The following is a 16,965-nucleotide window of genomic DNA, read 5'->3' as shown; positions in this document are numbered from 1 at the left end:
TCCTCCACCGTGCGGCGGATCGCGCGGTCGGGCGTCGGAGCTCAGCACGCCGGTCGAGGGTGCAGAATGCAGAGCATGGGAATCGTCACCGGGCGCCGGAACGCGCGTCCGCCGAAGCAGCGCCGCGCAGGCGGACCACCCGAGGGCGACACCTACGACGAGGTCGTGCGGGAGATCCGCGCCGGACGCCTCGACGCCGACGCCGGCGCCGAACGACTGATCGAGCGGCTCACCGACGCGGAGCTCCTGGGGCTGCTCGACGGCGACTCCCCGCGCCGACTCCTCCCGCTGATCCCCGTGCTGCTCCACAGGCGTCCGTTCGTGGCCGGAGCCGTCCCCCGGCTCGGGATCCCCGGGATCCGGTTCAGTGACGGCGCCCGCGGTGTCGTCATCGGCGAGTCCACCGCGTTCCCCGTGACGATGGCGCGGGCGGCCACCTGGGACCCGGTGCTCGAGGAGCAGGTGGGAGCGGCGATCGGTGCGGAGACACGGATCCGCGGGGCGAACTACTCGGCGTCCGTCTGCGTCAACCTGCTCCGCCATCCCGCGTGGGGCCGCGCACAGGAATGCTACGGCGAGGACCCGGTGCTGACAGGCCGGATGGGGTCGGCCATGACCCGCGGCGTCCGCGTCCACACGATGGCGTGCGTGAAGCACTTCGCGCTCAACTCCATGGAGGACGAGCGGTTCGAGGTCGACGTCTCGGTGGACGACCACGCACTGCACGAGGTCTACCTGCCGCACTTCAAAGCCGTGATCGACGCCGGCGCGGACTCGGTCATGAGCGCGTACAACCGGGTGCGGGGCGAGTACATGGACGTCAACCGTCCGCTGCTCACCGAGGTGCTGCGGGAGGAGTGGGGCTTCACGGGCTTCGTGACGAGCGACTGGGTCTTCGGGACCCATGACGCGGTCGGCAGCCTGGAAGCCGGGATGGACGTGGAGATGCCGCTCCGCCTGCGACGGGCACACGAGTTGCCCGCCGCCCTGCGGGCAGGCACCCTCCACCACGCCACCGTTCTGCGCTCGGCCCGGCGCATCCTGCGGACGACCCTCCTGCACGCCGCGACCCGCACCGAACCGCAGCCCTCGGCGGACGTCGTCGCCGGCTCGGCCCACCGCGCGCTCGCCCGACACGTCGCCGAGGAGTCGATCGTGCTCCTCGCCAACCGCCCGGTCGACGACGGCGTACCGCTCCTCCCCCTGTCGGCGACGACCCGTCGGATCGCGGTGGTCGGCCGTCTCGCGGACCGGGCGAACCTCGGCGACCACGGCTCGTCGCGCGTCCGTCCGCCGACCACCGTCTCGCCGCTGCAAGGGCTCCGTGAGGCACTCCCCGACACGCAGATCACGACCACCCCGGCCGGGAACGTGCGGGCCGCGGTCGCTGCGGCGGCGGCAGCCGACACGGCCATCGTCGTCGTCGGCTTCGACCAGCACGACGAGGGCGAGTCGGTCGTCACCGGCGGCGTCGACGTCGGCGTCCTCGGGGCGGCCCTGGACTCGGGTCGACTCCGCAGCGCGATCACGGGCGTTGCACACCTGGCGTCGCGGTTCGTGCGTGGCGGCGATCGCACCTCGCTCCGGCTCCGGCCGTCGGACGAACGCCTCATCCTGGCCGTCGCCGCAGCCAACCCGCGCACGGTCGTCGTGCTGGTCGGCGGGAGCGCGATCCTCACCGAAGCCTGGCGCGACCGCGTCCCGGCCCTCGTCCTCGCCTGGTACGGCGGGATGGAGGGCGGTCGAGCGCTCGCCGACGTCCTGACCGGTGTGGTCGAGCCCGGCGGGCGACTGCCGTTCGTGATCCCGACCGATCCCGCACACCTGCCGCCCTTCGACCGCGAGGCGAAGGCCGTCGTGTACGACGACCGCTGGGGACAGCGGCGGTTGGACGAGGAGGGTCACACGCCGGCTTTCCCGTTCGGCTTCGGCCTCGGGTACACGACGATCGACCACCGCCTGCTCGGGCACCGGTTCGACGACACCGGTGGGACCGCCGAGGTCTTTGTGACGAACACCGGTCACCGCGAGGGGTCGACCGTCGTCCAGCTCTACGCCGCCGACACCGCACTCGAGCGACCGGTCGCCCAGCTCCTCGGGTTCCGGAAGGTGACCCTGCAGGCGGGCGAGGAACGCGTCGTCCGGGTCGTCCTCGATCCGACACCGACGCTCGAACGCGACCCGGTCACCCGCCGCTGGTCACCCCGCACCGGCGACTGGGCACTGCAGGCCGCCCAGCACAGCCCGTCGACCTGGGCGGACGCGACCCCGCTGCGGAACGGTGACAGCGACCTCGACGACGACCCCGCCCGACTGCCGGACACAGCCGGCTGACCCGACCCGATCAGCTCGGGCCGGCCGACTCGAGGTCGGCGAGACCCTCGACCCGCACGGCGAGCTCCTCATCCCGTCCGAGGACGGCGCGGAGGAGGCGCTGCGAGTCACGCCGGACGGAGAGCACCGCGTCGTCGCGTCGCAGCACGAGGGTGCCGTCCGGCCCGGTGTAGCGCTGCTGCAGGTCGTCCAGCTCACCGGCCCGGAGCAGCGCGACCGTGCTGGACGCCGCCGGGTCGACGAGACGCACGAGGGCCGACTCGCCCTCGAGCTCGCTCGCGACCACCCGCCGGGCGCTCGCGTCGAAGATCGTCTTCTGCGCCGCCCGGGTCACGACGAACGGTCGTGCCGGACCGTCGAGCAGCCGGTCGACGACGTCGCGGGCCGCGTCGGGGCGACCGACCCGTCGGGCCGCGGCCTGCATCCGCGCCAGACGACCCGGCTCGCCGAGGATTCCGTCGATCTTCCACCCGATCGTCGTCGCGGTGTTGCACCGGACGGCGGCACCCTGCTCCATGAGGTAGTCGCCGTTGCGGACCTCCTGCCCGGGGATGGGGTTCACGAGGACCATCGGCAGACCGGCGGCCATGCACTCCGACGCCGACAGTCCTCCGGGCTTGCCGATGAACAGGTCGGCTCGGCGCAGGAGCCGCGGCATCTCGTCGGTGAAGCCGAGCACGGTGTAGCGGTCGTCGCCGGGCGCGATGAGGTCCTCGACGCTCCGCCGCAGTGCCTCGTTCCGCCCGCACACGATCGTCGCGGTGAACGGCGACCGCAGGTGCAGCGTCTGTCGGACGACCGCGAGCGCGTAGTCACCGCCGGACGCACCGGCCGAGATGAGCAACATGGGCGGTGCTGCCGGGTCGCGCTCGGCCGGGGTGCTCGGCTGGGCGGCGATGGGGATCCCCGAAGCCACGACGCGGTCGGGCGGGAGACCGAGGGCCGTCAGCTGGACCCGTCCCTCCTCCCGGGCGAGGAAGAGCGCGTGGAAGGCGCTCGTCAGCCAGAGCCCCTGGAAGTCGTAGTCCGTGGTGACGATCGCGGTCCTGGCGTCGACGGCGCCGCGGAGGATGAGGGAGGCCAGCAACTGGGCCGGGAGGAAGTGGGTGCAGATGATCGCGGTGGGTCTGAAGCGTTTGATCGCGCTGACCACCGGCATCGCGTTCGCCCGTGTCCAGGGGTCGAGCGGGCCGCGACGACGGAACGGTGCGTCGCTGAGGTCGTAGCCCCACTCCACGAGCCAGGGCGTCTCCTCGACGAGCACGAAGTACCCCTTGCCGAGGACGTCGCGGTACAGGGAGGTGCTCGCCTGCAGGACGTCCAGCACCTCGACCTCGGTGACGTCGGGACGCCCGGCACACGCCTGTTCCACGGCGGCGGCGGCGCTGTTGTGTCCGGACCCGACCCCGGCCGACAGGATCAGGACGCGTTCGCCGCCATCCGGTCCGGGGTGCTGCTTCGATGTCCTGCGCATGAGCCGATGCTAGCGCGCGGCCTCCGGCGCCAGGGCTGCCTCGTACAGGCTGATGAGGCGGGTGGTCTGCGTCGACTGGCGCAGGGTGCGGGCGAGGCCCGGTGCGACGACCGGTGCGGTTCCCGCCTCGATGTCGGCGACGGCGCGGCGGATCGCTTCGGCGAGCGCCTCGACCCCACCGTCCGTCGGCTGCCACATCGAGTCGGCCGGGAGCTCCGCCGCGATGTTCGGGTCGCTGATGATCGACGGTGTGCCGAGTGCGGCCGCCTCGAACACGGTCATGCCCTGCGTCTCGAACCCGATCGACGTCTGCACGAGGGCGTCGGCGTCGGCGATCGCGCGCAGCGAGTCGGGGTACGAGACACGACCGGCGAAGACGACGTGGTCGGCGAGGTCGTGTTGTGCGACGAACGCCTGGGCCTTCGCGAGCAGGAGTCCGGCCCCGTACAGGCGGAACACCGCGTCGACGTCCGCGAGCCGGACCGCCTCGAGGAACTCCATGAGCCGCTTCTCCTGGCTGAAGCGGCCGATCCACACGAACGACGGCAGCCGGTGCGGCACGTGGAGCGTGGTCGCGCGTTCGTCGAGGATCTCGTCGAGCACCGCGTCGTCGACGCCCGTCGACAGGACCTCGGCGTGGGCGGTCACGCCCTGCTCACGGAGGACCCGCGCGAAGTGGTGCGACGGCGCGATGACGACGGCCGCACGCTTGGCGAACTCCTGCAGGTAGGACCAGACGCCGGTCGGCAGGGTCGAGAGCCGCGGCCGGAGGACCCGGCGCTGCCACCACGACAGGGCTCCGACGACGAGGCCCGGCGCCGGCATGGTCTGTTCGATGCCGACGTCCATGCGGTTGTGCATCGTGTGGAGGGCCGGGATCCCGTGCCGTTCGGCGTAACGGTAGGCCGTGAGCGCCTGCCAGAAGTCGGCCTGCACGTGCACGACGTCGACCGGGGGCAGCTCGGCCAGACGTGCGTCGAGCCAGCGGTCGGTGAGGCGGCCTGGCACGGTCATCGAGTACTCGAGGTCGAGCGTGATGGGGATCGAAGGGGTGTCGAGATAGTGCGGGTCGTCGTCGTGCTCCTGGTGCATCCGCGGCGAGCACACCGTGACGGTGTGTCCCGCGGCCTCCAGGAAGCGCCGCTGCAGCCGGATCGAGACCTGGGCCCCGCCGGACGACTCGGGGTGCTGGTCGCTGAAGACGAGGATGTGCATGGTCACCAAGGCTACCCGTGGCGCCCGGGTCGCAGGTGTCCGGCGCCGCGACTCAGGCTTCGTCGAGGACGGCGACGATCGACTCCTGCAGGTACCCGAGCCAGGCGTAGATCGCCATCATGAGCTGCGGATCCTGCTCGTCGTCCGAGGTCGTCGGAGCCGGGTCGAACGGCTCCGCGTCGTCCTCCTCGATGCCGAGTCGCGCCGCGATGGTGAGCCGGGTGTCGTTGAGGAACCGCAGCCAGGTCCAGGCCGTCTCGCCCTCGAGGGTCACGGCTGCACCGTCCTCGTGCCCGACCGGGATGTCCGTCGGCTGAGCCGCGTCGGACGCGTCGGCGGTGAGCGCCGCCAGGACGGTCCGCGCCGCGGTCACCTTGCCGCCGACGAGGTCGTCGGCGGTGAAGCGTCGGAACTCCGCGGCGGCCTCGGGGTCGTCGCGGTACCCCTCCGGCACCAGTCGCGCCATGGCGGGGTCGAGCTCCACGGCGGTCGCCAACCCGGCACGCGTCGCGTCCTCGAGCATGTCGACGAGCTGGCTCGCCAGTTGCTCGAGGATCGAGGTCTCCTGCTCGTCGAGGCGGAGCACGACGGGTCCGACGGGCGGACGGACGAAGGCGCTCATGCGTCGGCCTTCGCGAGCGAGGCCCAGAGCCCGTACCCGTGCATGGCCTCGACGTGGCGCTCCATCTCCTCGCGGTTGCCGGTCGCGACGACCGCACGGCCCTCGTGGTGCACGGCGAGCATGAGTCGCTCCGCCTCCTCGTGGGTGTGGCCGAAGTAGCTGCGGAACACGAGCGAGACGTAGGACATGAGGTTCACCGGGTCGTTCCACACGATGGTGACCCACGGCTGCATGGTGAGGGTCGCCTCGTCGACGATCGGCTGGTCGAGGATCTGCGCCATCCTCCAAGCCTCCCACGATGCGTGCCGCAGCGCCTCCCTGCCGGGGTCCGACTCAGGAAGCGGACGGTGCGCCGGCCCGCGGCTGGCGGAGCGGCAGGGTCACGGTGAAGGTGGAGCCGCGGCCCGGGCGGCTGGACACGGTGATCCAGCCATGATGCGCCTCGGTGATGGACTTCACGATCGACAGCCCGAGGCCGACGCCGGGCCGCGCGTCGTCGCGGACCTCCCTGGCCCGGAAGAAGCGGTCGAAGAGCTGCCGCTGGGCGTCCGGTGAGATGCCGATGCCGGTGTCCGCGACGTTCACGGTGCAGGTCTCACCGTCCACTGCGACGGTCACGACGACGCGCCCACCTCGCGGGGTGTACTTCACCGCGTTCGACAGCAGGTTGTCGAGGACCTGGCGGAGCCGTCCACCGTCGCCCTCTAGCTCCACGTGCGGCGGGACCTCGGCTCGGACGACGACACCGGCCTCCGACGCCTGCGGCAGGATCGCTCCCACGCTCTGCCGGGCGATGTCGGCGACGTCGGTGAGGGCGATCCGCACCCGCATCTCGGCGTCGCCCGCCGCGAGCAGGTCGCCGATGATCGCGTACAACTGCTCCGCGTTGCGCTGGATCGTCGAGACCTCGCGCTCGAGCCCGAGCTGCCGCAGGTCATGTCCCTCGGTGAGGAGGTCGAGGTAGCCGATGATCGACGTCAACGGGGTGCGGAGTTCGTGGGACACGTCGATCAGGAACGCTTCCCGCAGCGCCACCGCGTTCGCGAGGTCGGTCACGTCGTGACCGACGGTGATGGTGCCGACGAACGTGCCGTCGTCGGTGTGCACCTGTCGCGCGTTCCCGATGATGGCGCGCTGGTCGCCCGGCTCCCCCACCCAGTACAGATCGCCGCGGAAGCTCTCTCCGCGCAGCGCCCGGTTGATGACCTGCTCGTCGGGCCGCAGCCGGGTCTTCCGGTCCGGTCCGTAGACGTGGACGCCGGCGCGGGTCTTGGGGTCGAACCCCGCCAGTCGGGCCTGCTCGTACGTGGCCTCATTCCGGAGCGCCACCGTGCCGTCGGGCCGGAAGAAGGCGACGGCGGCGTCGACGGATTCCGAAACCGTCGTCGCGACGGCCGCCGCTTCCGTCGCCGCGGCGAGCGCGATGCGCGCCCGTCCCTCGTGGGCGCGGAGCTGGCGCGCGGCCAGGTGCACGGTGACGGTCATGATGAGGACCAGGGCCGGCAGGATGCAGATCGCACCCCACCCGCCAGGCGTCGTCGGCCACGCTCCGGCGCGCGCGACCGGCACCAGGGAGACGAAGATCGCTCCGAACACCGGTACGGGCAGTGCCGAGACCCCGAACCCACCCGCGAGCCAGAGCACCGGGATCACGATGAGGAGACCCGACGTCGGCAGGTTCGGCAGGGTGTCGCGGAAGAACCCGACGGCGAGGATGTCGATGGTCGGAACGAGCACGAGCAGGCCACGGAGCTTGCCTGACGGCGGCACGGCGAAGAGCAGGGACGTGGCCGCAGCGGTCAGGGAGAGCCCGATGAGGAAGTCCGGCTCCAGCAGGGTCCAGGTCGACGTCAGGCCGATGTACAGCCCGAGCATCACGATCGAGGCGATGAACGCGAACTGCGCTCCGGCGAAGAGATGGTTGGCCCGCGGCAGGGGTGCGGCTGCCGCGGCCGGGACGGAGATGCCGACGGCCGGTGATGCGGGCCGTGGAGCGGCGGCAGGTCGAGCCGGGGCAGGGCGGGCCTGGCCCGCCGGAACGGGACCCGACTGCATGGGGACCGGCCGAGCGCCGCCACGATCACGGAAGCGTGGGTCCTGGGGCTGACGCTGGGCCATGGCTGCTCTCCGGAAGGGGACGAGCGATCACCGGGCTCGGGCCGCTCACTCCCGAACCCTACCCGGTGAGCGCACCGCCTTCAGCAACCGTTGACAGTAGGCGGCTCAGGTCGGGAGGCGATCGGGCCGCTTGGGCGGGTACACCCAGGTGACCATCACCACCGAGATCATCATGAGGAGGAACCACGACACCAGCTTGGTGAGCGGGACGAGCTGCCAGCCGTCCTCCTGATTCGGGTACAGCCAGGCGCCCGTGATCGTCCCGATGTTCTCGGCGATCCAGATGAAGCAGGCCACGAGCAGGAACGCCACCAGCACGGGCATGCGGTGCGTCCGACGGAACACGCGGAAGTGCATCATCGTCCGTGCGAACACGAGGAGGACGGCGGCGAGCAGCACCCATCGCAGATCGAAAACGTAGTGCTGGCTGAAGAAGTTGACGTAGATGCCGGCGGCGATGATCGTCGTGAGCCACACCCGTGGATAGCGGTCGAACCGGAGGTCGAAGAGCCGGTACACGCGGACCATGTACGACCCGACGGCCGCGTACATGAACCCGGTGTACAACGGCACGGCACCGAGGTGCAGGACCCCGCCGCCGTCGTACTCCCACGATCCGACCCCGGTCTTGAAGAGTTCCATGCCCGTCCCGACGACGTGGAACAGGACGATCACCCAGAGCTCGCGGCCCGTCTCGAGCCTGGTGACGATCATGACCACCTGGATGACGATGGCAGCGACGACGAGCGCGTCGTTCCGGGCGAGCCAGACGTCGTCCGGGTACCAGAGGCGGGCGGCGACGATGACCGCGAGCATCGCTGCGCCGAAGATGCACGCCCACGCCTGTTTCGCCCCGAAGACGAGGAACTCGACGGCCTTCGCCCGCGCACCGCCATCGGGGGCGTCGCGCAGGAGCCGGTTGGCCCGGTCGTCGATCCAGCGCTCGACCGCGGTGAGATCGTGCTGATCTCGGCGGCGCGAGCCGCGAGGTGCTCCGTCTGCGGGGGTGGACGGCTCGGACATCGGGCCAGCATACGGGCACACTCGGCGCCGCACCTGAGACGTCGGGACCACCCCGACGCGGGCTGCGGCGTGCGGCTCCTAGGGTGGACGCATGCCGCAGAACCGCACGATCCGGACCGTCGCCACGGCGCTGTTCGCCATGGCAGCCGTCCTCGGCTTCTCGGGCTGTGGCGACGTGAACGCGGCTTCCGCCGCCGGACGGGACTTCGAGCAGCTCCTGGACGATGTCCCGGAGGTGGCCGATGTCGACACGACCGGGAGCAACACCCTGCCGTGGAGCGGAACGGCATCGGCGTCGGTGCTCCTGGGCGACGACGTCACCGACGATCGACTGAGCGCGATCGTGGACCGCATCGGCGGATTCCTGAACGAGCAGGCGAAGCGGAGCGGCGGAGCGACGTGGGAGGGCGTCGACCTCACCGTCCGCGGGTTCACCCTGTCCGTCCTGGACCGACGAGCCGACAACGCGACCCAGCTGGAGCTGCTCGCCTCGCTCGAGGACGAGGGCGTGCCGGGCGGCGAGCTGCAGCTCGCCTCCGCTGGAACCGACGGTGCGCGCGCGGCCTCGCTCACCCTCGTGGCGCGTCCCGGAGAGGACTTCCTCGCCGCCTACGACCTGGCCAGGGCGACCGCCGACGCGACGCCCGCCTACACCGCCGCGGTCGTCACCGGCCGCAGCGATGACGGTGTCGACCCGGCCGAACCCGGCGAGGACGATGCCGACGATGCGCCCCCCGGCTTCCCCAACTGGGACGGGGACGCGCGGTTCTCCATGTCCTCAGGCGTTGACGACGATGCGACGGTCAGCGGCGACCCCGGCACGACCCGCGCCGCCTACCTGGCCGTCGCCGAGCAGTTCGAGGTCATCGGCGCCACGCTGACCCCGGACACGATCGACCTCCGCATCGCGAGCGTCGACGACGTGGCCGCCGCGACCGCGGTGGCGACGGGTGCGGTTCCGGCGGATGTCGCGGTGGAGATCCAGGGCGGCATCGTCACCTGGGATGACGGCGTCCAGTCGGCGGACATGCTGCCGGTCGTCCAGGCTCTCGGCGCGGTGCCCGGCGTGACCGCGATCGCGGCGTCGAGTGACAGCCTCGGGATCACCGTCGCGGACCCGGGCGCCGGGCGCACCGCCCTCGACGTCCTCGACGCCCTGCCGGAGGCATCGGTCGTCGAGTCGCTCGGCATCGACGGCCCCGTCGTGAGCGGTTCCCCTGGCACGTTCTCCGTGCGTGGCGCTCGCGAGGACGCGACCGTGCTGTTCGCCCTGGTCGAGCAGTTGACCGCAATGGGCTCGCTGCTCTCCTTCGACAGCAGCGTCGGTCGCCTGCAGGTCGAACTCCACGCGGGCGATGACACGACGCTCGGGACGGCCATCGGCCTGGTCAAGTCGGGCGTCGCTCCGGGGACGTGGACCAGCATCGGGGTCGACGGTGAGTCGGGGACCTGGTGGTTCGACGCCGCGGACACCATCACGATCGACGCCTCGGAGTACGCCGACGAGTCCCCGGAGGAGACCGCGCTCCGCGAGCGCATCGAGCGCCTCTGGAACGCCGTCTGACGTCCACAACTCCTGCAACGCCCGTCCGGACCGTCGACGATGCCGGTGCTCGAGCGGCCGCTGCTCGCTGAGTGGTCCAAGCCGCAGGAGTTACGGACGCGGCTCGCCGGCGGCCCGGGGGCGCGAGATCGTCACCGTGAACTTCTGGTTGCGCGCGAACTGCGTCGTCGGACCGACGAGCCGCTCGAGGGCAGCCCGGTAGCCGAGGTGCGAGTTCCACACGACGGCGAGGGTGCCACCCGGCTGCAGGACACGCGCGGCCTCGGCGAACAGGTCGTGGGCGACGCCCGTGTGGACGGTGGTCCCGCTGTGGAAGGGCGGGTTCAGGACGATGAGGTCGGCTGACGCGTCCGGCTGCATCGACAGGCCGTCGTCGCGGAGCACCGTGATGCGCTCGGCCAGCCGGCGGTCGGCGTCGTCGTTGGCCGCGATGGTCGCGGTGGTCGAGGCGACCGCTGCAGCGGACTGGTCGGTCGCGATGACTGCAAGCTCGGGTCGGGCGATGGCGAGCGACACCGCGAGGACGCCGGTGCCGCAGCCGAGGTCGATGGCCGTCCGGGCGTCGGGCGCGATCTCCGGCAGCGCCTCGAGCAGGAAGCGGGTACCGATGTCGAGCTTCGTGCCCGCGAACGCCGCGCCGGCGGCGGCGATGGTCAGGCCGATGTCGGCATGGTGCTCGGTGCGCAGCGCGGTCGGGGCCGTGGTGTCAGCCTCGTCACGCGCTCCCTCGACGGCGGCGGTCACCGGGTCGCTCGCACGGAGCACCCGGGACTTCTGCCGGGCGAGGCTCGCGGTGACGGTCGAGAAGCTCCGACCGAGGACCTCGTTCATCGCGGGCGTCAGGTGTTTCACCCGGCCACCCGCCAGGAGGCGGACGTCTGCGGCGCTCCAACGGGCCACGGCGGCGGCGATCTCGTGCAGTGCTTCGAGGTGCTTCGGGAGTTGCACGAGGACGAGTGATGCGCCCGTGAACAGCTCCTCGCCGAGCGGCAGGTTGCGGAAGCCGCCGTCGACGCCGAGCCGTTCGGCGTTGGCCGCGAGGGCCCGTTCTCCGACGGCAGCGTCCTGGTGGACCCGGACGTCGGTCGCCCCCAGGAGCGCGATGGCGCCGAGGGTCAGCGCCCCGTAGGCGTCGCCGACGACGACGATCTCGCCGGGCGTCGGCACCCGCCCGGCCAGGGCCTCGGACGCTTCGTCGAGCAGGAGCCGGTCGGTCGCGTCGACGGCGAAGAGGTTGGGTGCCTCGTGATCGGGGAACCGGCGCAGCGCGTCGAAGGAGAACTCGGGCATCCCCTCAGCGTACCGGCGGGTCGTCCGCACGGGTTCGCGCGGTCAGGACGCGGGGACCGCCGCCACGGCGTCGATCTCGACGAGCGCTCCCGGACGTGCCGGGGCGACGGAGACGACCGTCACCGCGGTCCGGCGACCACCCCAGACCGCCGTGGTCGCCGCATAGCCGTCGGACGGATCGATCCCTGGCGCGAGGTAGATGGTGAGCTTCGCGACGTGCTCGGGCCCGGAACCGGCCTCGGCGAGCACCGTGAGGACGTTCCGGAGCGCCTGTTCCGTCTGCGGGCCGAGGCCGTCGAGGAGTGCGCCCTCGGCGTCGACGCCGTTCTGCCCGCCGATGAACAGCGTCGGGCCGGCCGGGAGGATCATGCCCTGCGCGAAGGCGGGGCTCGTGTACATGGAGGGCGGATCGACGGCGATCGGCGGCGTGGACATGGCTGCTTCCCTTCTGGAGCGGCGACACAGCCTGGACCGGCTGATGCAGCGATTCTGCTCCCGGGGACCGACACCGTCCAGTGGTCAGCCGCGTCGACGGGCGCGTCGAGCCGGCTTCTCCGCCTTCACGGCTCGCAGGACGGCCGGGAAGACGAGGACGCCGAGCCCGGCGGAGACGAGGAGGTTGACGACCGTGGCGATGGCGACGCCCTGGCCGAAGGCACGGACGGTCTCGAGGCCGCTGGCGTCCTCGGCGCGGACGGACGCGATCGCACCGAACACGATCACGAGGCTGATGACCGCGAAGATGAGCTGCAGCGGGACGGTGGCCCACATGCCCCAGTGCGTGACGGCTCCGGCGCGACGCACGCCGTGACGTCGCAGGATCCGCAGGCTGAGGGCGATGCCACCGAGGAAGGCGACGACCCCGAGCGCGACGTACCCCCACACCCAGGCGCCGAACGGCGGTGTCAGGAAGAGCAGGATGAACCCGAACACGCGCGAGAAGCCGTCGACCCATTCGGCCTCGCCCGCACCGAGCAGGACGCCGACGAGGATGGGGGCGCCGATCACGACGAGCGTCAGCAGCGGAAGCACGCCCGCGATGACGCCGAAGTACATGAGCGGGTAGGCGGTCAGTCCGGTCAGCCGGGCGCCGCGCCGCCGCCGAGCCGTCGCGGGTGCGGTCTGCGCCGGGTCCGGCTTCGTCACCACGGGCTGCGCGCTCATGCCCCAACCCTACGCGGCGCGCACCCATACGACAGCGCACCCGTGGTCGTCATCCACGCGGGATGACGGCGACGAGTGCGCTGTGGTCGGCTACTCGGAGAGCGACGGCCGCCAGACGACGACCTCGGTCCGGCGGCGGGTGCGGGTACCGCTCCGCATCGGGACGACGCTCCCCTCCATACCGGCGGCGAACACCCGGTTACCCGGGGTACGCAGCAGGGCGTTGGCGAGCGCGTGCTCGAGCTCCCGCACCCGACCCTGGAGCGAGCTGACCTCGTTCTCCAGGGTCAGGATGCGGGAGATGCCCTCGAGGCTGACGCCCTCGGCACTGAGCCTCGACACCTCACGGAGCTGGGCGATGTCGCGCATCGAGTACCTGCGTGACTTCCCCGCGGTCCGCGTCGGCGACACGAGCCCGAGCCGGTCGTACTGCCGAAGGGTCTGCGGGTGCATGCCGGCGAGCTCGGCAGCCATCGCGATCGCGAAGACCGGCGAATGCTCGTCCATGCTCCCTGCCCTTCCGTGTGCTGCTGGCTGCTAGCCCCGCGCCCGAGCGATGAGCTCGTCGCGGGGGTTGTCCTTCGGCTCCAGCTCGTGGAACCGTTCGAGTGCTTCCTTGGCCTCGCCGCCGAGATGCGCCGGGACGACGATCTGCACGACGGCTAAGAGGTCGCCGGTGCCCTTCGTCGTCGCGACACCGCGGCCCTTGACGCGGAGGACGCGGCCGCTCGGCGTACCGGGGGCGACGCGCAGCTTGACGGGGTCGCCGCCGAGCGTCGGAACCTCGATCGTGGCGCCGAGCGCGGCCTCCACGAAGGTGACCGGCACGGTGACGCGGAGGTTCAGGCCGTCGCGTTCGAACACGGGATGCTTGCGGACACTCACGGTGACCACGATATCGCCGGGTTCGCCGCCGTCCGGACTCGGCTGCCCCTTGCCGCGCAGGCGGATCTTCTGTCCATCCGACACACCCGCCGGGATCTTCACCTTGATGGTGCGTCCCTCGGAGGTCTGCAGGGAGATGGTGTCGCCCTGCGTGGCCGTGATGAAGTCGATCGTCGTGTGCGCGGTGATGTCGCGGCCCGGCGTGGGTCCGCCGTAGCCGCGGAAACCGCCGGAGGTCTGGCCGAAGCCACCCTGGCCGAACATGCCGCCGAGGATGTCCTCGTACCCGGGAGGCGCCTGCTGGTAGCTGTAGCTCTGGCGACCGCCACCACCACCGCCCCCACCGAACATCGTCCCGAAGACGTCCTCGAAGCCGCCCTGGCCGCCACCGGCACCCGGGGCGGTGAAGCGTGCTCCACCGCCCATGGCACGAACGGCGTCGTACTCCTTGCGCTGCTCGGGGTCGCCGAGGACCGAGTGGGCCTCGCTGATCTCCTTGAACTTCGCCTCGGCCTTCGCATCACCCGGGTTGGAGTCCGGGTGGTACTGCCGGGCGAGCTTCCGGTAGACCTTCTTCAGTTCCGCCGGCGTCACGTCCTTCTTGACGCCGAGGACCTTGTAGAAGTCCTTGTCGAACCAGTCCTGACTCGCCATGGCTAGCTCGCCGGGACCGCGACGACCACCTTCGCGGCGCGCAGCAGGGTGGAGCCCAGGTGGTACCCGGTCTCCACGACGTCGAGGACGGTCTCGCCCTCGGCGCCCGGCGTGGGCTGTTGGAAGATGGCCTCGTGCACGTTGGGGTCGAAGGTCTCGCCGACCGCTCCGAACGGCTTCAGCCCGAGCTTCTCGGCAGCACCGCGGAGCTTAGCCGCGATCTGCGTGAAGGGGGCGTCGCCCTCGAGGTCGCCGTGCTTGTCAGCGCGGTCGAGGTCGTCGAGCACCGGCAGCAGGACTTTGGCGACCTCGCCGGTGGTGCGCTCGCGCTCCACCTCGCGGCCGGCTTCGGTGCGCTTCCGGTAGTTCGCGTACTCGGCCGTGACGCGCTGCAGGTCGCCGAGGCGTTCTGCAGCGAGCTGCTCGGCCGGGGAGAGGTCGCCGCCCTGCACGGGCTCCTCGGGCGCCGCGTTGAGGATGTCCTCGACGGTCAGCTCGTCGTCGGCGGCCGGTGCGTCGGCGCCGGCGGATTCGGCAGGTGCGCCCGAGGGGGCCGACGCGTCGGCGTCAGCCCCCTCGGTGCCAGGCTGACGAACCTCGCCGGTCTCCGGGTCGATCCGCCGCTTGTCGCGGATGATGGGATCGTCCTGGTTCTGGTTCTGGTTCTCGTCAGTCATGGTTACTTCTTGTCCTTGTCGTCTTCGTCCTCGACGACCTCGGCGTCGACGACGTCCTCATCGGAGGTCGCCTCCTCGGCCGGGGCCTCGGTTCCTGCGGCGGACTCGGAGGCCTGCGCCTGGGCGTAGATCGCCTCGCCGAGCTTGACCTGGCTCTCGTTGAGCTTGTCGAACGTGGTCTTCACCGCGTCCTCGTCCTCACCGGCGAGCGCGCTCTTCAGGGCGTCGACATCGGCCTGGACGTCGGTCTTGACGTCCTCGGGCAGCTTGTCGTCGTTCTCCTTGATGAGCTTGTCGATCGAGTAGGCGAGCTGCTCGGCGCTGTTGCGGACCTCGGCCTGCTCGCGGCGGGCCTTGTCGTCTGCAGCGTGCTCCTCGGCCTCGCGGACCATGCGCTCGATGTCCTCCTTGCCGAGGGACGAGCCACCGGTGATGGTCATCGACTGCTCCTTGCCGGTGCCCTTGTCCTTGGCGGACACGTGCACGATGCCGTTGGCGTCGATGTCGAAGGTGACCTCGACCTGCGGCACACCGCGCGGAGCCGGCGCGATGCCGGTCAGCTCGAAGGTGCCGAGGTTCTTGTTGTCGCGGGTGAACTCGCGCTCGCCCTGGAAGACCTGGATCGCGACGGACGGCTGGTTGTCGTCGGCCGTGGTGAAGGTCTCGCTCCGCTTCGTGGGGATCGCGGTGTTGCGCTCGATGAGCTTCGTCATGATGCCACCCTTGGTCTCGATACCGAGCGACAGGGGGGTGACGTCGATGAGCAGCACGTCCTTGCGCTCACCCTTCAGCACGCCGGCCTGGAGGGCGGCGCCGACGGCGACGACCTCGTCAGGGTTGACGCCCTTGTTGGGCTCCTGACCACCGGTGAGCTTCTTGACGAGCTCGGCGACGGCGGGCATACGGGTCGATCCACCGACGAGCACGACGTGCGCGATGTCGGAGACCTTCACGCCGGCCTCGGCGATGACGTCGTTGAACGGCTTGCGGGTGCGCTCGAGCAGGTCCTGCGTGAGCTCCTCGAACTTCGCGCGGGAGAGCGTCTCGTCGAGGTTCGCCGGGCCGTTCTCCGTGAGGGAGAGGTACGGGAGCTGGATCGAGGTCGACATCGAGGAGCTGAGCTCCTTCTTCGCCTGCTCGGCGGCTTCCTTGAGGCGCTGCTTCGCGATCTTGTCGCCCGAGACGTCGACACCGGTCGAGTCCTTGAAGCGCTTGATCAGGTAGTCGACGACGCGCTGGTCCCAGTCGTCTCCACCGAGGCGGTTGTCGCCGGAGGTGGAGCGGACCTGGATGGTGGAGAAGTCGTCGTCCTTGCCCACCTCGAGCAGCGAGACGTCGAAGGTACCGCCACCGAGGTCGAAGACGAGGATGAGCTCGTCCTCCTTGCCGCGGTCGAGGCCGTAGGCGAGGGCTGCAGCGGTCGGCTCGTTGATGATGCGGAGCACGTTGAGGCCTGCGACCTCACCGGCCTCCTTCGTGGCCTGACGCTCGGCGTCGTTGAAGTAGGCGGGGACGGTGATGACCGCGTCGGTCACCGTGTCGCCCAGGTACTGCTCGGCGTCGCGCTTCAGCTTCGCGAGGATGCGGGCGGACAGCTCCTGCGGCGTGTACTTCTTGCCGTCGACGTCGAACTTCCAGTCGGTGCCCATGTGGCGCTTGACGCTCGCGATGGTGCGGTCGACGTTGGTGACGGCCTGGCGCTTCGCGGTCTCACCGACGAGCACCTCGCCGTCCTTGGTGAATGCGACGACGGAGGGGGTGGTGCGGAAGCCCTCGGCGTTGGCGATGACGGTGGGTTCTCCACCTTCGAGGACGGCGACCACCGAGTTGGTGGTACCGAGATCGATGCCTACTGCACGTGCCATGTGTTGGTTCTCCTTGTGTTGACTGCCGGTTCGGAACTCGTCGACTCGGGCGGCATGCTGTGGGCGTCCGGCCGACTCGA

Annotated in this window: 15 protein-coding genes; 2 read left to right on the top strand and 13 right to left on the bottom strand. The window is 70.9% G+C overall.

Going from position 1 to position 16,965, the window contains the following annotated elements; genetic code table 11:
- Window positions 1-75 precede the first annotated feature (75 nt).
- Window positions 76-2,334 (top strand): beta-glucosidase family protein, encoded by a 2,259-nt coding sequence (locus tag IFU11_RS13930; RefSeq protein WP_192019314.1) that lies wholly within the window; start codon window positions 76-78, stop codon window positions 2,332-2,334.
- A gap of 10 nt (window positions 2,335-2,344) precedes the next feature.
- Here IFU11_RS13930 and IFU11_RS13925 read toward each other — a convergent pair whose 3' ends face one another.
- From IFU11_RS13925 to IFU11_RS13900, 6 genes are all read right to left on the bottom strand, one after another.
- Entirely contained in the window at window positions 2,345-3,808 is a 1,464-nt protein-coding gene (locus IFU11_RS13925; protein WP_079704961.1) for an MGDG synthase family glycosyltransferase, read from the bottom strand.
- Between the two features lie 9 nt (window positions 3,809-3,817).
- The gene (locus IFU11_RS13920; protein ID WP_192019313.1) at window positions 3,818-5,023 is read right to left on the bottom strand and encodes a glycosyltransferase; all 1,206 of its coding nucleotides are present in this window, start codon (window positions 5,021-5,023) and stop codon (window positions 3,818-3,820) included.
- 52 nt (window positions 5,024-5,075) lie between these two features.
- Complete coding sequence (locus IFU11_RS13915) at window positions 5,076-5,645, bottom strand: DUF2017 family protein (protein WP_192019312.1); 570 nt, start codon at window positions 5,643-5,645, stop codon at window positions 5,076-5,078.
- Window positions 5,642-5,926, bottom strand: a complete 285-nt coding sequence (clpS, locus tag IFU11_RS13910) for an ATP-dependent Clp protease adapter ClpS (protein WP_191940411.1) — start codon at window positions 5,924-5,926, stop codon at window positions 5,642-5,644. The genes IFU11_RS13915 and clpS overlap by 4 nt, the downstream gene beginning before the upstream one ends.
- 52 nt (window positions 5,927-5,978) lie before the next feature.
- Window positions 5,979-7,700 (bottom strand): sensor histidine kinase, encoded by a 1,722-nt coding sequence (locus tag IFU11_RS13905; RefSeq protein WP_192019311.1) that lies wholly within the window; start codon window positions 7,698-7,700, stop codon window positions 5,979-5,981.
- A 168-nt stretch (window positions 7,701-7,868) separates the two neighbouring features.
- Window positions 7,869-8,786 carry a DUF817 domain-containing protein gene (locus IFU11_RS13900; protein WP_192019310.1) on the bottom strand — a complete coding sequence of 306 codons (918 nt, stop codon included), beginning with the start codon at window positions 8,784-8,786 and terminating at the stop codon, window positions 7,869-7,871.
- A gap of 91 nt (window positions 8,787-8,877) precedes the next feature.
- Here IFU11_RS13900 and IFU11_RS13895 point away from each other — a divergent pair, with 91 nt between their 5' ends.
- Entirely contained in the window at window positions 8,878-10,350 is a 1,473-nt protein-coding gene (locus IFU11_RS13895; RefSeq protein ID WP_192019309.1) for a hypothetical protein, read from the top strand.
- A gap of 90 nt (window positions 10,351-10,440) precedes the next feature.
- Here the strand turns inward: IFU11_RS13895 and IFU11_RS13890 are convergent, their stop codons facing one another.
- The 7 genes from IFU11_RS13890 to dnaK form a co-directional block, all read right to left on the bottom strand.
- The gene (locus tag IFU11_RS13890; RefSeq protein WP_192019308.1) at window positions 10,441-11,640 is read right to left on the bottom strand and encodes a class I SAM-dependent methyltransferase; all 1,200 of its coding nucleotides are present in this window, start codon (window positions 11,638-11,640) and stop codon (window positions 10,441-10,443) included.
- Between the two features lie 42 nt (window positions 11,641-11,682).
- On the bottom strand, window positions 11,683-12,075 hold the full coding sequence (locus IFU11_RS13885; RefSeq protein WP_192019307.1) for a RidA family protein: 393 nt from the start codon (window positions 12,073-12,075) through the stop codon (window positions 11,683-11,685).
- 84 nt (window positions 12,076-12,159) lie between these two features.
- A complete protein-coding gene (locus IFU11_RS13880) occupies window positions 12,160-12,804 on the bottom strand; it encodes a hypothetical protein (protein WP_191940405.1) in 645 nt (214 codons plus the stop codon).
- A gap of 90 nt (window positions 12,805-12,894) precedes the next feature.
- Window positions 12,895-13,311 carry a heat shock protein transcriptional repressor HspR gene (locus IFU11_RS13875; protein ID WP_064297156.1) on the bottom strand — a complete coding sequence of 139 codons (417 nt, stop codon included), beginning with the start codon at window positions 13,309-13,311 and terminating at the stop codon, window positions 12,895-12,897.
- 30 nt (window positions 13,312-13,341) lie between these two features.
- Window positions 13,342-14,343, bottom strand: a complete 1,002-nt coding sequence (locus tag IFU11_RS13870; RefSeq protein WP_079704948.1) for a DnaJ C-terminal domain-containing protein — start codon at window positions 14,341-14,343, stop codon at window positions 13,342-13,344.
- A gap of 2 nt (window positions 14,344-14,345) precedes the next feature.
- Window positions 14,346-15,020: a nucleotide exchange factor GrpE gene (locus IFU11_RS13865; RefSeq protein WP_192019306.1), complete on the bottom strand. Its 675-nt coding sequence runs from the start codon at window positions 15,018-15,020 to the stop codon at window positions 14,346-14,348.
- Window positions 15,021-15,022: 2 nt separating this feature from the next.
- Entirely contained in the window at window positions 15,023-16,885 is a 1,863-nt protein-coding gene (gene dnaK, locus IFU11_RS13860) for a molecular chaperone DnaK (RefSeq protein ID WP_192019305.1), read from the bottom strand.
- Window positions 16,886-16,965 lie beyond the last annotated feature (80 nt).

This window comes from Plantibacter sp. CFBP 8804 (assembly GCF_014841225.1).
GTDB classification, from domain to species: domain Bacteria; phylum Actinomycetota; class Actinomycetes; order Actinomycetales; family Microbacteriaceae; genus Plantibacter; species Plantibacter auratus.
The sequence above is the reverse complement of the archived record's forward strand: the minus strand, read 5'-3'. Positions and strand labels throughout refer to the sequence as shown.